This is a genomic window from Brevundimonas sp. R86498 (assembly GCF_044598075.1).
GTDB lineage: Bacteria > Pseudomonadota > Alphaproteobacteria > Caulobacterales > Caulobacteraceae > Brevundimonas.
Map to the genome: position 1 here is coordinate 253,578 of NZ_CP139004.1, position 13,005 is coordinate 266,582.

Consider the following 13,005-nt stretch of genomic DNA (forward strand, 5'->3'; position numbering starts at 1 on the left):
GCATGCGTCGGTCGCCCCTTTGGCCGGGCCGACCGACGCCACGCAACTTACAGACAGTAGGTTGTCGTGACCGTCGGCAGCAGGGCCCAGACCGCCGAGACCAGACCGACCCAGCCCGTGGCGCGACTGACGAAGCGCACGAAGGGAGAAGGCGAACCGAAACGCTCGGAATGCAGCGCCCAGACCAGCCCCGCCTGGATCAGGATCGCCAGCCCGTACGCTGTCACCAACAGGAGCCGGGCCACGGAGAGGACGCCGAACACTTCGCCGTCGATCCCGTGCCCGCAGATCAGACCGTGCAGCCCATAGACCCCGCTGAAGCTGGCCAGCCAGACCAGAGGGGCGATCAGGATCCGGATGATGTCCTTCACGCCATCATCCCCGGGACGTGGGCCACCGCCAGGATCAGCAGGGCGGTGGCGGCGAGATAGTCGACCCAGAGGGTCACAACCGGGAACTCGGCATGACGGCGCGGCGAGGTAAAGCCCCGGACCACGCGCGCGGCCAGAAACGCCACCATCAGGGCCACGAGGGCGGCATGGAACAGCGCATAGCCCCCCAGCACCAGCAGCGTCGCCCCATAGGCATGGTCGGCGGGTGTCGGCGCACGGACCACGATCCCGAGCGCCGCCGCGCCCACGAACAGCGCGCCGACGAAGGCGAGACCCAGCCAGATACGGGGGTCTCCGCCCTGGGCGTTCGCCCCTGCGGCACGGCGGATCGACACCACGGCCAGGCCCGTTCCGAGGACGCCGGGCACCAGCTCAAGCAGGGAGGCATCAAACCACGCCGGCGGCGGCCAGGCCGGGGCCACGGTCCAGAGGAAGGCAAACCCGAACAGCAGCGAACCGAAGAAGGTCGCATTGGCCGTCAGCAGAAAGACCGAGCCCCACCAGCTGGGCGATCGCCCGACCTGGGTGGCGTTGGCCAGCTCCAGACCCTGGCCGATGGCCCGCAAGGGCAGATCGGTCCTGTGTCCCAGCGACCAGGCCCAGCGCCACGCCAGAATGGTCACCCCGACCACCGCCAGCGGAATGGTCCAGTAGAACTTGAGCAGCAGGGAGACGAAGAACACCCCGGTGACCGCCGCCATCACGATCGGCAGCCGGGTGTTGGTCGGATAGATGATGTGGAAGTCCGGCTTGCCGGTCGCGATCTCGACCGTCACGCTTTCGCGCCAGCCCTGCTCGGGCTCGGACAGATAGCCTTCTCCGCGCGCCAGACGGATCGGCAGGTCGGGATCGTCGGCCAGCGGCTGGCGACTGTTCACATGGGGCAGGCTGGCAAAATTATAGGCCGGCGGCGGCGTCATCATCGCCCACTCCAGCGTGCCCGCCTTCCACGGATCGCGGCGGCTGCGGCGTGCGGTAAAGGCGTGCAGCACCAGGTCGACGATCACCATGGCAATGCCGATGGCCAGCACGAAACTGCCGATCGAGGAGATCAGATTGATGGTCGTCCAGCCGTCCTCGGGAAGATAGGTCGAGATCCGGCGCCGCTGGCCCATCAGACCCACCCAGTGCATGGCCATGAAGGTCACGTGGAAGCCGATGAACACCAGGGCGAAGGCCAGCTCTCCCAGTTTGAAGAACCGCTTGCGGCCGCTGACATGCGGCATCCAGTAGTAGAGCCCGGCCATGATCGGGAAGACGAAGCCGCCGAACAGGACATAGTGCAGGTGGGCCGTGACGAAGGCGGTGTCGTGCGCCTGCCAGTCGAACGGCACCACCGCGACCATGACCCCGGTCAGCCCGCCGATGACGAAGGTGAAGAAAAAGCCGAGCAGGTGCAGCATCGGCATCCGCAGGCTGGGTTTGCCCTTCCACATGGTGCCGATCCAGGCGAACAGCTGGACCCCGGTCGGCACCGCCACCAGGGTCGAGGCGGCCGAGAAGAAGGCCAGCCCCATGTGCGGGATGCCCGTCGTGAACATGTGGTGGACCCAGATGCCGAACGACAGGAAGGCCAGCCCCGTCGCCGAGGCCACGATCCAGCCGTAGCCCAGCAGGGTCGTTCGACACATGACCGGCAGGATGGTCGAGATGACCCCCGCCGCCGGCAGGAAGATGATGTAGACCTCGGGGTGTCCGAACAGCCAGAACAGGTGCTGCCACAGCAGGCTGTCGCCGCCAAACTCCGCCTGGAAAAAGGGCAGTCCGAAGGCCCGCTCCAGCTCCAGCAGGATCGACCCCAGGATCAGCGGCGGGAACCCCGTCATGATCATCAGGGCCGTGACCAAGGCGTACCAGGCGAAGATCGGCATCTTGTCCAGCGACATGCCGGGGGCGCGGTATTTCAGGATCGAGACGGTGATCTCGACCGCCGCCGCAATGGCCGAGATCTCGACGAAGGTGATGCCGATCAGCCAGAAATCGGTGTTGATCCCGGGCGAATAGATCGCCCCGGTCAGGGGCGGATACATGAACCAGCCGCCGTCCGGCGCAATGCCCAGCACCATCGACACCAGCATCATCGTGCCGCCGAAGACATAGCACCAGAAGCCGTAGGCCGAGAGCCGGGGGAAGGCGAGATCGCGGGTGCCCAGCATCTTGGGCAGCAGGTACATCGCCAGTCCCTCGAACGTCGGGATAGCGAACAGGAACATCATGATGGTCCCGTGCATGGTGAAGATCTGGTTGTAGATTTCCGGCCCGGCGAAAGCCGACTGGGGCGTCGCCAGCTGGGCCCGGATCAGCATGGCCAGCACCCCGCCGACCAGGAAGAAGAAGAAGGACACGGTCAGGAACATCCGGCCGACGTCGGTGTGGTTGACGGTCGAGACCAGCCCCCGCGCGCCCGGCTCGGACGACCAGATCGCGGACAGTTTGCGGTGACGCTCAAGCGTGTTCATGGCGTGCCGCCTCCGATGAATCGCTCCCAGGCCGCAGCGTCATGCGCGACCACGGTGAAGGCGAATTGGTCGTAGCCGACGCCGCTGAACTCGGCGCTGCGACCGGCATAGGTGCCCGGCGCATCGGCCTCGATGCGCAGGACGTTCACGTGGCCGGGAATGGCGTCGATCTTGCCGGCGAGACGCGGCACCCAGAAGCTGTGGATGACGTCGGTCGAGGTGATGGCGACATCGACGGGCCGTCCTGCGGGAATGTGCAGCACATCGTAGGTTCGTCGCCCGGGGGCGTCGTCATAGCCGAAGGTCCATTGCGAGCGGCGCGCTTCGGCGCTGACGGCGACCACATCCGGCCCCTGCCGGGGCAGCAGCGATTCCCCCGCAATCAGCCCATAGGCGAGCAGCGCCAGCAGCACGACCACGGGGAAGGCGATGCCCAGCTTGATGACCCAGAGCCGCTCATGCCGCGTCTCGTCGACCGGCCCGCTCTTGCGGACGAAGGCCAGGGCAACCAGCGCCATGACGAGGGCGAAAATCGCGACCGCGCCGGCCAGCATCACCCACCAGATCTGGGCGATGGTCCGGGCCGCCGGCCCGGCCGGGTCGACCGTGGACAGCGCCCCCTCGCAACCCGCCAGCAACAGTGCCGTTGTGAGAACGACCATCGAAGGCCGCAAGGACGACCCGTGACCGACAATATCGATAAAGAAGCCGAAGCTCTGATCGACCCGATCGCCACGACCGCCGGCTTTTCGGTCACGGAGTTGCGTGTCGCCGTCTTCGGTCACCCGATCCATGCGATGAGCGTCGCCTTTCCGGTGGCCCTGACCTTCTGCACCTTCGGGGCCGACGCCCTGTACTGGTGGACCGGCGACGCCTTCTGGGCCCGGGCCGGCCTGTGGGCCGCCGGCACCGGCTTCCTGTTCGGCATGCTGGCCGGCTTCTCGGGCACGGCCGAGCTGCTGATGGTGTCCGGCATCCGCGCCCGTGCGCCGGCCTGGACCCATTTCATCATTGCCGTGACCTTGCTGGCCCTGCTCGGGGCCAACTGGGGTCATCGCCTGTACGGCTATGAGGCCGCGGTTCTGCCGTACGGCATACTGCTGTCGGCGCTGTGTGTCGGGGTGGTGGGGGTGACGGGCTGGCATGGCGGCAAACTGGTCTTCGATTATCGTCTGGGCGTGTCGAAGAAGAACTGACCGCTCCGGGGCTCGGTCAGCCAGTCCGGGAAGGCGATCCAGCCCAGGACCGGCTTGGCCAGCACCAGGGTCAGGATCATCAGCACCGGCACAATCACCAGTGCGATCGGGACATAGGCCGCGGGCGGCGTGTGCTCGCTGGGCTCCTCGCCAACCCGCGCCACGACGTGACCGATCCAGGCATGGGCCATGACCAGCGCCGCTACGAAAGCCAGTTTGGCGAACATCCACGGCACATAGACCTCGCGCAGGAAGATCAGCCAGGTCCCGGCGATCACCGCGATCACGGCGGCCGGGGTAACGAACAGGGTGTAGGTGATATGCGAGGCGGTCCGGATGGTGCGGTAATCGTCCCGCGAGATGTCCGGGCTGTGCCGCGTCAGCATCAACGGCAGGACCAGCAGGCCCCCGACCCAGATCACCAGGCCGATGATATGGGCCGCCTTGAACAGGGGGACGGCGGGCACAAGCCAGTCAATCATGCCCGGGTCGCCTTCAGTCGGGCCCAGCCCTGACGGGCAATCACCACCGCCGCGACGGCATAGGGAATGCCGGCTGGCACCCACATGATCAACCCGCCCAGGGCCTGGTCCTGCAGCGGCGTCATGCCCCACGCAAGGGGGGCGAACAGATGAGCCGCGTAGAGCGGCCCGGGCGCGAAGGTCAGCAGGGCGCCGAGCAATCCCATCTGGGCGAAGGCGGCGACCACGAAGCCGAGCCGGTCCATCAGGGACCGCCCCTCCGCCAGAACCGCGCGCCAGAACACTATGGCGGTGCCCAGCAACGACAGCTGCATGACCCAATAGAGAGGGACACTGGCCAGGGCGGCATCATAGGCCGCCGGAAGATGCCAGGCCCAGAGGACCGCTGTCGAGGCGACGAACGGGACGGTGATGCCGGCCCGCCCGCGCGAAGGCAGCGCCATCGCCAGAAGCGGAGCCGCCACGGCGACGAGCAGAATGTGGTGCACCACCCGGGCAGAGAAGAGCGCAGCGGACAGGGCGCAGAGCGGCGATACGAAGGCGATGGAGAGCACCGCGACGGCTGCCAGTCCGGCCTTGTCCCGTCGGAGGCCGATCGCCAGTGCAAACAGGGCAAGCAACAGGACGGGGTCGAGATTGAAGCTCGACGAGAGGTCCGCCGGCACCGGCGGAGGCCCGCAATAGGTAACGGGCACCACCTAGGGTGCGCTCATGGAGGCGCAGACCTTTTGCCCGGCTCCGGAAGCCCGTTTCACACACATCGGTCCGTCCCTGGTTGCTACCCGCGAGGAAACAAACCCGCAGCTTGACTATTGGTTCACTGGGCGGTGGGAGCACGTCGTTGACGTCGAAGGGGGTCACAGAATCAATCCCTGTCGCGTCCACCTTCCTCTCAACAGCCTGGCGGCTGGCTGAGGCCGCAACCTGACCAGCAGGTCTGGGCCGGGCCAGGATTCCGCAAGCTTGCGTTTGGCCGATCGGCTGGACTGCGTTGAATTCCTTGTTGCCAATAGTTGAGACGCGCCCGCCTCGTCAGCGGGCCGCGAGCGCATGCGTCGTGGCGAGCCGGACCTGATGGTCCGACCCGCCACGCCCGCCCTAGAAGCGGCGAATGTAGCTGACTGACCAGGTGTCAGCCTCGCCGCGGTCGTCCTGGAACTCCCTGCGGGTCCAGTCCGCGCGCACGCCGTTCCAGCCGTCCAGGAAGGCACTGGCGCCCACCCCGTAGTTGAAGCTCTCGCCGTCGCTGCGCACTGTCACGGCCATGGCCGTGGATTCGATCTTCGTCGTTCCGTAGCCGATGCGGGCGAAGGCCTCGAAGTGATCGCCCAGGGGCAGGAAGGCGACCGCATAGGCGGCGACATCATGCTTCAGCTCGAACCTGCCGCCAGTGCCGCCGATCGCCACATCGAACGACTGGTCCTCAACGCCGACGCCGGCTTCCAGCTCTGCCCCGATCCAGGGCAGGACCTTGTAGCCGAAGCGGCCGGTAACCGCGCCGAGGTCCAGATCCCCGGCCTCGACCGAGGTGTAGCCGAGCGTGGCATAGGTGCGGGAGTCGCTCTGCGCGAGGGCGGCAGCGGGCATGAGGGCGCAGGCGGCCACGAGGGCCGTGAGGGGGGTCTTGATCATGGGAAGGGTCTCCGGTTCTGTGTTCTGGCGACCGCGAGGTCCGCATCGTCGCCATTGAACCAAGGACGCCATCGGCGGCGAAACACCTTACGCCCGCGCGGCAAACGGCGTCAGAACGCCGCCTCGAAGGACAGGCGCACGGTCAGGGGCAGCACCGGAACCGCCTGCGGCTCGGCCAGCTGGTAGGGCGAGCCGATGCCGTAGCGCACGCCTTCCTGATTCAACGGATTGGAGATGCGCAGGACCGCTGCCCGCCGTTCGTGTCCCAGCCGGGCCGTCAGCTCCGAGCGAAGATAACCGCCCTGGGGCACGTCGAGCGCCGGGCAACCCCGATACGCGACTGGCCGATGTAGCGCAGATCCGCGCCGAGCCGGAGCGGCAGGGTTCCGAGCGACCCGGCGTTGTAGTCAAGACTGAGCTGGGCCCCCAACGGCGCGACATTGGGGATGTCCGTCGTGCCACCCCCGATGATGCTGAAGTTGGTGCGCGTCAGTTCGCTGTCGTTGATGAAGACCCCGCCGGACAAATCGAGCGTCGGGGTCGGGGCCCATGAGCCCTTGATCGAGACGAACCGGATCACGCCGTCTCCGACATTGTCCGTGACCAGATCACCGCCCTGGGTGACGATGTCGGCCTGAACGTCGCGCCAGTCGACCCGGCCTACGGACAGCTCTCCCGACAGGTCGTCGCGCCACCGGCCGGTGCGCAGCCCAATCTCGGCCAGGGTGACACGGTCGCCGTTGTAGCGCTGGAAGGCCCCGTTCGCTTCGTTGACCCCGGCCGGACGGACGGCCTGTTCACCGCGGGCGAACAGGGTGACAGCCGGCGTGACATCCCAGCGCGCGGTCAGGCTGGGCGTCACACGAAACGTGAAGCCGTCAAGGGTCGCCCCCGCGCGGGCCAGGCCGGTTTCGACGATGTCGACGTTGCTGTCGATCCTGACGGCCGACAGCCGCGCCCCGACAGCGATCCGCCAGTCGGGGGCCGGCGACATCGACCCCTCACCGAATGCCGTGGCCTCGGTGAAGGTCCGGTCCAGATCCGCGCCATAGGTCGGACGCGGCGTGGGCGACAGGTCCCGGTGCCGTCGCTCGACCAGGGTCTCGCCGACCGCGATCGCGCCGCCGCCGGACCACGTCCAGCGCGCGATCGGATCGGTATCAATGCGAAGTTCGGAGGCGACCGTGGTCGCCGTCTGGCGACGGTCGACCAAAGCGGCGTAGGGCTCGACGGCCTGGCTGGCGTCGAACCGCTCATTCAGTTGCTGGCGCGAGACGCTGGTTGCAGAGGTCAGGCGCGCGGCCCCGAAACGCCGCCGCGCGGTGATCCCGGCCAGGACGATCGTGCTCTGATACGGTTCCATGACCCGCCCGGCCCTGGCGAACCGGGTCTCGCCGGCGGGAATGGTCTGGGCATCGTCTGCCTCCACCCGCTGCCCGACCCCGACCAGATCGACGGTCCATATCCCGTCGGTCCAGCGCACAGAGGCACGCCCTCCCACCGTATCGACGGTGTCGGCCTCGCGTATCCCTTGCGTCGGGTTGTCGAGGAAGCCCCCTTCCCGGCGCGAATAGGCGACGATGCGGCCGGCCGTGCGATCATCCAGCGAGCGGTTCAGGACGATGGAGGCTTCGCCGCTTTCAGCTCCGCCCGAGGTGACACCGGCACCGATCAACACGCGGCCGCTCGTGTCGCTGAACGCGGGGGTCTCGGGATGCAGGCGCACGACACCGCCGATCGACCCGGCGCCGAAGCGGGTCCCCTGCGGCCCCTCGAACACCTCGATCCGCCGGACATCCACCAGGGCCAGGTCCGGGTCCGGCGATCCGTAGCTCAGCCGCAGGTCGCCCAGATACTGGCCCACCGTCGCCTGCAGCGGCCCGTTCATGGCGGAGTCCGCCAATCCCCGGATGAACAGCTTGTTGCGACCCGTGCCCTGGCGGGTCGACTCGACCGTCGCCGACAGGTCGGCGATGGCGTCGCTGGCTGGCGAGCCCTCGACCCGCGCCAGGGCCTCCGTGTCGACCGTCCTGCGCCCCGACGGCCCGCCCAGTCCGACCGGCGGCATGGCCGTCACGACGACCTCGCTGAGTCGGGTCGGCGCGACCTCGACGGGCAGCGCGGCCGGATTTGCGATGGTGCGACGCGTGGAGGCGGGCACCGCCTCCACGCGATACATTCCCTCGCCGATGGGCACCGCTCGCGCGCCCAGCGGGCGCAACAGCCGCTCCAGTGCGGCCTCCGGCGTCATACGCCCACGCAGAGGCGGTGCCCGCCGACCGTTCAGGTTGGCGGTGATGACGACGTCGATCCCGGCCTGGGTCGCCAGCCGGTTGATGGTGGGTATGGCCGGCCCGGCGGGCACGTCGAAGGGGCGCGCCGTCCCGGCCTGCAGGACCAGAAGTCCGGCCGCGAGCAGGGCTGCGGTCGTCACGGCTCCAGCCGCCAGCCTTCGCCGTCCTCGACCACCGACACCCCCAGCAGCCGTGCCAGCCGCGTCTTCTGGCTCGCGACCTCCGTCGTGGTGGTCAGGCTGCCGCTGAATTGCCGGTCCGCCAGCGACGGGCTGACGACGATCGGCCGGTTCAACGCCCGTGAAAGGTCCTCGGCCACGATCGCGAGGGTTTCGCCGGTGTAGGACAGCCGTCCTTCCCGCCAGCTCGCTACGTCCTCCGGCGACACCGAACGGCTCTCCAGACCGTCCGGTGTCGCCACCACAGCGTCCCCGGCATTCAGGGTCGCCGTGGCATTCCGTGTGTCGACGCGGACGATGCCTTCCGACACCGCCACCCGGGCCCCGTCGCCCAGCCGGGTCACATCGAACGTTGTGCCGAGATCGGTCAGGGTCGCGTCGCCGACCTCGACCACGAAGGGATGGGCCGCGTCGTGCGTCACCTCGAACAGGGCCCGGCCCGCCTCCAGCCGGACGTCGCGCGGACGGCGGCGGTCGAGCGCCAGCCGCGTCGCACCGGCCAGGGACACCTCTGAACCGTCTGCGAGGATGACGTTGCGTTGCTCGCCCGGCGCGGTTTCGATGATCCAGGGCTGGGCGCGCTGGCTCCACCCGATCCAGGCCCCGCCGACCGCGAGTACGGCCACGGCCGCCGCGATGGCCGAGCGGCGCGGAAGGGCGAAGGCGCGACGCGGCATGATCCGCTGCACGCCTGGTGCCGGGGCCGCCTTCAACGCCTCGACCACATCGCCCTCGGCCTCCGCCAGCCGCCAGTAGGCGTCAGCGTGGTCGGGATCGGTGGCCATCCAGGCGTCCCACGCCTCCCACGCCTCAAACGCAGGATCGTTGACGCGCAACAGCCAGTGCAGCGCCTCCTGATCCAGTTCTGTCCTGACCGTGCTCATCCCCATGACTCCAGGACGCCGCGGCTCGCGATTTGCCTCACGCCTGCCCCTCCTGAAGATCCAGGAGCACCGCATAGGCGCGGCGCAAATGTTTCTCGATAGTGCTCAACCCCATGCCGAACTCCTCGGCGAGCTTGCGCTGGGTGACCCCGTCGATGCGGTGCCGCCGAAAGATCGCTGCCGCCGGGTCACCCAGCGCGGTCAGGCGCGACTCGACCGCCTGCAGGGTCTGAAGGGCGATCAGACGGCGTTCCGCGTCCGCGGGTTCGATTCCGTCATCGGGCAGGTTGGCCGGCGTCGACCAGGCGGCGTCGCGGGCCGCGGCTCGCCTCGTCCCCCGGCGACGGTCCAGCACGGCGGTATAGACCATGCGCAGAAGGTAGGCATGCGGACTGGCCACCGGCGCATCGACGCCGCGCAGCTTCAGCCAGACATCCTGGACGACATCCTCGGCATCCCCGGCCGCCCCCATGGCCGCCGCACGGCGCACCAGCGCCGGCCGCATCTCGGTGAAGATCGCTTCGAGGCCGGCGGCCGGGCTGTTGACGGAGGCGTTCATTCCGCGCGCCCCATAGCGCCTCGCCGATCCGCCTTGCAACTGCGCTGGACGCCGGACCGGGAGCGGACGGAAGGTGATTCCGGATGGGCGGCGTCTCTCTCTTGTTCGGAGGAGACAACGCCATGACGACCCTCGGCCCTGAAGTGCGAACGCCGTCCGGAAGGACCCAGATCCTGCATGTCGTCCTCGCCGCCGTCGCTGCGCTCATCATCGCCGTGGCGTCGCAGGGGTGGCCGGAGTCCCCTTCGCGCTGCGACGGCGCGGCATGCGATGAAGCGTGAGACCTTGGCGCTCGCCCTCCCTCTCGACGCGCAAGGGCGTCGCCCGCCCGTACCGCCGGTCTCCATTCGATCGGCCTCCCGGCAGGGCGACGCCGTTCTGGCCTGTGCCGTCGGCTGCGACCTGACAGAGGTGGCCCCCTTCGTGCGCTCGCTCCGGACGGTTTTTTCCGGCCAGGTGATCCTTCTTGTCGATCGTAAACCGATGCTTCCGGCCTGGCTCTCTACCCATGGCGTGGAAACCGTCGTCATTGCCAACGACCGACGGCCCTGGAGGCCGCGTCCCGCCGCCAGCCGATTCGTCGCCTTCGCCCGGATCCTCCAGCAGCGGCGCGATATCCGCAGCGTGATTTTGGCGGACGTGCGCGAAGTCGTCTTCCAGTCCGATCCCTTTCACCGCGCACCGGCGGATCTGCACTTTTACAGCGGATTTGCGGGCCCGGCCCTCGACCCCCGGGCCGCGGAAGCAATCGTTGGCGGGCCCTTGGCGCGGCAGCTCAGCGAACGCCCCCCGATCCATGCGGGCGTGGTCGCAGGATCCCGCGCCGGCGTGGAGCGCTTCTGTCGCGCCTTTCTGCTGCTCTGTGACACGGCGCGCCACGGCGCGATGTCCGGCATGGACCAGACGGCGTGCCAGCTCGTTGCCCATCTCGGCCTCGCCGGCGGCCAGGTCCGCCCCGACTTCGAACGGGTGGCCACCGCATCAGAGCGTATGACCGTCGCGGATGGGCGGTTCTGGAATCCTGACAGGTCCTTGAGCCCGATCATCCTTGGCTACCGCCACAGCCCGACTCTGGCCGACTACATTGATCATCGCTGGGGCCTGTCGACCAAGCGTCTTCCCTCCGGAACGGCGCTCACGCGAACGCGCGCGTTTCTGCAGCGACTGGCGGGAGGCTAGGTCTTCAGGCTGTCGAGGAAGCCGCGCATCCCCTCGGTCAGCGGCATCGGCTTCAGGGTCTCGCGGTCGACATAGACGTGGACGAAGAAGCCCACCGCCGCCGCCTCGTCCTCGTTCTTCTTGAACAGGCCGATTTCGTAGCGGACGCTGGACGAGCCGACATGCGCGACCCGCACCCCGGCCTCGATCTCGTCGGGAAAGGCCGTCGGGGCGAAATAGCGGCACCCCGTCTCGGCCACCAGGCCGATCACCTTGCCCTCGCGGATGTCCAGCTGGCCCGACACGACCAGCAGGCGGTTCACCGCCGTGTCGAACCACGAGTAATAGACGACATTGTTGACGTGGCCGTAGACGTCATTGTCCATCCAGCGCGTGGAGATGGCCTGGAAGCGGCGATAGTCGTTCCTGTTCGTGCGTTGGATGGTTCCGGCCATGCGATGTCTCCTGTCCCTTGGCACGCCCTCGACCGGCGCGCGCCTTGATCCCGAGCCTTGGGCTTGGCCTCCGTCGCGTCAAGCGCCTATCGACGGACGTTCAAGGGTTTCGACAGGAACTGCCCATGTCCCCGATCACCACCCGCGCCGCCGTCCTGCGGACCTCCGGGGCATCGCGCCCCTATGCCGACAGTCGCCCGCTGACGATAGAGACCCTCACCCTCGACCCGCCCGGCCCCGGCGAGGTCCTGGTGGGCATCCGGGCCGCTGGCCTATGCCATTCCGACCTGTCGGTCATCAATGGCGACCGGCCCCGCCCCCTGCCCATGGCCCTGGGACATGAGGCGGCCGGGGTGGTCGAGGCTTTGGGCGAGGGGGTCACCGACCTCGCCCCCGGCGATCACGTGGTCATGGTCTTCATGCCGTCCTGCGGCCATTGCGACCCCTGCGCCGAGGGCCGCCCCGCCCTGTGCGAACCCGGCGCCGCCGCCAACGGCCGGGGCGAACTCCTGACCGGCGGTCGTCGGCTGCATCACGACGGCGAGGCCCTGAATCACCATCTGGGCTGTTCCGCCTTCGCCGACCGGGCCGTGGTCTCGCGCCGCTCGCTGGTGAAGATCGACCCGGCCCTGTCCTTCGCCGAGGCCGCGCTGTTCGGCTGCGCCGTCCTGACCGGGGTGGGGGCGGTGGTGAACACCGCCCGCATCCGCGCGGGCCAGAGCGCGGTCGTGGTCGGTCTGGGCGGCGTGGGCCTGGCCAGCGTGCTGGGCGCGCTGGCGTCCGGGGCCTCGCCCGTCGTCGCCGTCGACCTGTCGGAGGACAAGCTGGCCCTGGCCCACAGCCTCGGCCCGGTCCAGACGGTCAATGCCACCGACCCCGACGCGGTCGACCAGGTCCGCGCCCTGACCCGGGGCGGGGCCGATTTCGTGTTCGAGATGGCCGGGGCGGTCCGGGCGCTGGAGGCGGCCTGGAAGATGACCCGCCGGGGCGGCACCACCATTACCGCCGGCCTGCCGCCGCCCGACGCCGCCCTGCCGGTCAATGTCGTGTCGCTGGTCGGCGAGGAGCGAACCCTGAAGGGCTCCTACATCGGCACCTGCGTGCCTTCGCGCGACCTCCCCCGCTATGTCGCCCTGTACCGCCAGGGTCGTCTGCCGGTCGACCGGCTGATGAGCGGCACGATCCCGCTGGAGGACATCAACACAGGCTTCGACCGCCTCGCCGCCGGCGAGGTCGTGCGTCTGGTCGTCACCTTCGGCGAGGCGTGACGACCAGCAAGACAGCCGCCCCGGCCGGCGCTAGACGGAAGCGAACC

The 13,005-nt window shown here is 68.7% G+C and carries 15 protein-coding genes; 4 read left to right on the forward strand and 11 right to left on the reverse strand.

Features of this window, described 5'->3' with window-relative positions:
• Positions 1 to 47 precede the first annotated feature (47 nt).
• From SJY26_RS01325 to SJY26_RS01335, 3 genes are read right to left on the reverse strand one after another with little or no spacing between them, the layout of a single operon-like run.
• A complete protein-coding gene (locus SJY26_RS01325; RefSeq protein WP_396594369.1) occupies positions 48 to 371 on the reverse strand; it encodes a hypothetical protein in 324 nt (107 codons plus the stop codon).
• On the reverse strand, positions 368 to 2,851 hold the full coding sequence (gene ctaD / locus SJY26_RS01330) for a cytochrome c oxidase subunit I (RefSeq protein WP_396594370.1): 2,484 nt from the start codon (positions 2,849 to 2,851) through the stop codon (positions 368 to 370). Before ctaD ends, SJY26_RS01325 begins: the two co-directional genes overlap by 4 nt.
• On the reverse strand, positions 2,848 to 3,513 hold the full coding sequence (locus SJY26_RS01335) for a cytochrome c oxidase subunit II (RefSeq protein ID WP_396594371.1): 666 nt from the start codon (positions 3,511 to 3,513) through the stop codon (positions 2,848 to 2,850). The genes ctaD and SJY26_RS01335 overlap by 4 nt, the downstream gene beginning before the upstream one ends.
• Before the next feature lie 21 nt (positions 3,514 to 3,534).
• On the opposite strand from SJY26_RS01335, the gene SJY26_RS01340 reads away from it, so the two are divergent.
• Positions 3,535 to 4,047 (forward strand): DUF2231 domain-containing protein, encoded by a 513-nt coding sequence (locus SJY26_RS01340; protein WP_396594372.1) that lies wholly within the window; start codon positions 3,535 to 3,537, stop codon positions 4,045 to 4,047.
• On the opposite strand, the gene SJY26_RS01345 is transcribed toward SJY26_RS01340, so the two are convergent.
• From SJY26_RS01345 to SJY26_RS01375, 7 genes are all read right to left on the reverse strand, one after another.
• Complete coding sequence (locus SJY26_RS01345) at positions 4,017 to 4,529, reverse strand: CopD family protein (RefSeq protein ID WP_396594373.1); 513 nt, start codon at positions 4,527 to 4,529, stop codon at positions 4,017 to 4,019. The genes SJY26_RS01340 and SJY26_RS01345 overlap by 31 nt on opposite strands.
• Positions 4,526 to 5,224 (reverse strand): cytochrome c oxidase assembly protein, encoded by a 699-nt coding sequence (locus tag SJY26_RS01350; protein WP_396594374.1) that lies wholly within the window; start codon positions 5,222 to 5,224, stop codon positions 4,526 to 4,528. Before SJY26_RS01350 ends, SJY26_RS01345 begins: the two co-directional genes overlap by 4 nt.
• Before the next feature lie 403 nt (positions 5,225 to 5,627).
• On the reverse strand, positions 5,628 to 6,161 hold the full coding sequence (locus SJY26_RS01355; RefSeq protein WP_396594375.1) for an outer membrane beta-barrel protein: 534 nt from the start codon (positions 6,159 to 6,161) through the stop codon (positions 5,628 to 5,630).
• Between the two features lie 110 nt (positions 6,162 to 6,271).
• Positions 6,272 to 6,472, reverse strand: coding sequence for a hypothetical protein (locus SJY26_RS01360; protein ID WP_396594376.1), 201 nt, complete (start codon positions 6,470 to 6,472; stop codon positions 6,272 to 6,274).
• A complete protein-coding gene (locus SJY26_RS01365) occupies positions 6,439 to 8,595 on the reverse strand; it encodes a TonB-dependent receptor domain-containing protein (protein WP_396594377.1) in 2,157 nt (718 codons plus the stop codon). The genes SJY26_RS01360 and SJY26_RS01365 overlap by 34 nt, the downstream gene beginning before the upstream one ends.
• The gene (locus SJY26_RS01370; RefSeq protein ID WP_396594378.1) at positions 8,592 to 9,518 is read right to left on the reverse strand and encodes a FecR family protein; all 927 of its coding nucleotides are present in this window, start codon (positions 9,516 to 9,518) and stop codon (positions 8,592 to 8,594) included. The genes SJY26_RS01365 and SJY26_RS01370 overlap by 4 nt, the downstream gene beginning before the upstream one ends.
• Before the next feature lie 37 nt (positions 9,519 to 9,555).
• The gene (locus tag SJY26_RS01375) at positions 9,556 to 10,077 is read right to left on the reverse strand and encodes a sigma-70 family RNA polymerase sigma factor (protein ID WP_396594379.1); all 522 of its coding nucleotides are present in this window, start codon (positions 10,075 to 10,077) and stop codon (positions 9,556 to 9,558) included.
• A 122-nt stretch (positions 10,078 to 10,199) separates the two neighbouring features.
• Here SJY26_RS01375 and SJY26_RS01380 point away from each other — a divergent pair, with 122 nt between their 5' ends.
• Together SJY26_RS01380 and SJY26_RS01385 are read left to right on the forward strand one after the other, a co-directional pair.
• Complete coding sequence (locus SJY26_RS01380; protein ID WP_396594380.1) at positions 10,200 to 10,358, forward strand: hypothetical protein; 159 nt, start codon at positions 10,200 to 10,202, stop codon at positions 10,356 to 10,358.
• Complete coding sequence (locus SJY26_RS01385) at positions 10,348 to 11,256, forward strand: hypothetical protein (RefSeq protein ID WP_396594381.1); 909 nt, start codon at positions 10,348 to 10,350, stop codon at positions 11,254 to 11,256. Before SJY26_RS01380 ends, SJY26_RS01385 begins: the two co-directional genes overlap by 11 nt.
• On the opposite strand, the gene SJY26_RS01390 is transcribed toward SJY26_RS01385, so the two are convergent.
• Positions 11,253 to 11,690 carry an acyl-CoA thioesterase gene (locus tag SJY26_RS01390; protein WP_396594382.1) on the reverse strand — a complete coding sequence of 146 codons (438 nt, stop codon included), beginning with the start codon at positions 11,688 to 11,690 and terminating at the stop codon, positions 11,253 to 11,255. The two genes, SJY26_RS01385 and SJY26_RS01390, sit on opposite strands and share 4 nt — an antisense overlap.
• Before the next feature lie 125 nt (positions 11,691 to 11,815).
• Here SJY26_RS01390 and SJY26_RS01395 point away from each other — a divergent pair, with 125 nt between their 5' ends.
• A complete protein-coding gene (locus SJY26_RS01395; protein WP_396594383.1) occupies positions 11,816 to 12,958 on the forward strand; it encodes a zinc-dependent alcohol dehydrogenase family protein in 1,143 nt (380 codons plus the stop codon).
• Positions 12,959 to 13,005: the final 47 nt, after the last annotated feature.

What these genes read in the sequence shown, in the direction of transcription:
- SJY26_RS01355 (WP_396594375.1), bottom strand. Translation starts at nt 6,161, where the DNA reads ATGATCAAGACCCCCCTCACGGCCCTCGTGGCCGCCTGCGCCCTCATG.
- ctaD (WP_396594370.1), bottom strand. Translation starts at nt 2,851, where the DNA reads ATGAACACGCTTGAGCGTCACCGCAAACTGTCCGCGATCTGGTCGTCC.
- SJY26_RS01345 (WP_396594373.1), bottom strand. Translation starts at nt 4,529, where the DNA reads ATGATTGACTGGCTTGTGCCCGCCGTCCCCCTGTTCAAGGCGGCCCAT.
- SJY26_RS01370 (WP_396594378.1), bottom strand. Translation starts at nt 9,518, where the DNA reads ATGAGCACGGTCAGGACAGAACTGGATCAGGAGGCGCTGCACTGGCTG.
- SJY26_RS01335 (WP_396594371.1), bottom strand. Translation starts at nt 3,513, where the DNA reads ATGGTCGTTCTCACAACGGCACTGTTGCTGGCGGGTTGCGAGGGGGCG.
- SJY26_RS01375 (WP_396594379.1), bottom strand. Translation starts at nt 10,077, where the DNA reads ATGAACGCCTCCGTCAACAGCCCGGCCGCCGGCCTCGAAGCGATCTTC.
- SJY26_RS01380 (WP_396594380.1), top strand. Translation starts at nt 10,200, where the DNA reads ATGACGACCCTCGGCCCTGAAGTGCGAACGCCGTCCGGAAGGACCCAG.
- SJY26_RS01390 (WP_396594382.1), bottom strand. Translation starts at nt 11,690, where the DNA reads ATGGCCGGAACCATCCAACGCACGAACAGGAACGACTATCGCCGCTTC.
- SJY26_RS01395 (WP_396594383.1), top strand. Translation starts at nt 11,816, where the DNA reads ATGTCCCCGATCACCACCCGCGCCGCCGTCCTGCGGACCTCCGGGGCA.
- SJY26_RS01385 (WP_396594381.1), top strand. Translation starts at nt 10,348, where the DNA reads ATGAAGCGTGAGACCTTGGCGCTCGCCCTCCCTCTCGACGCGCAAGGG.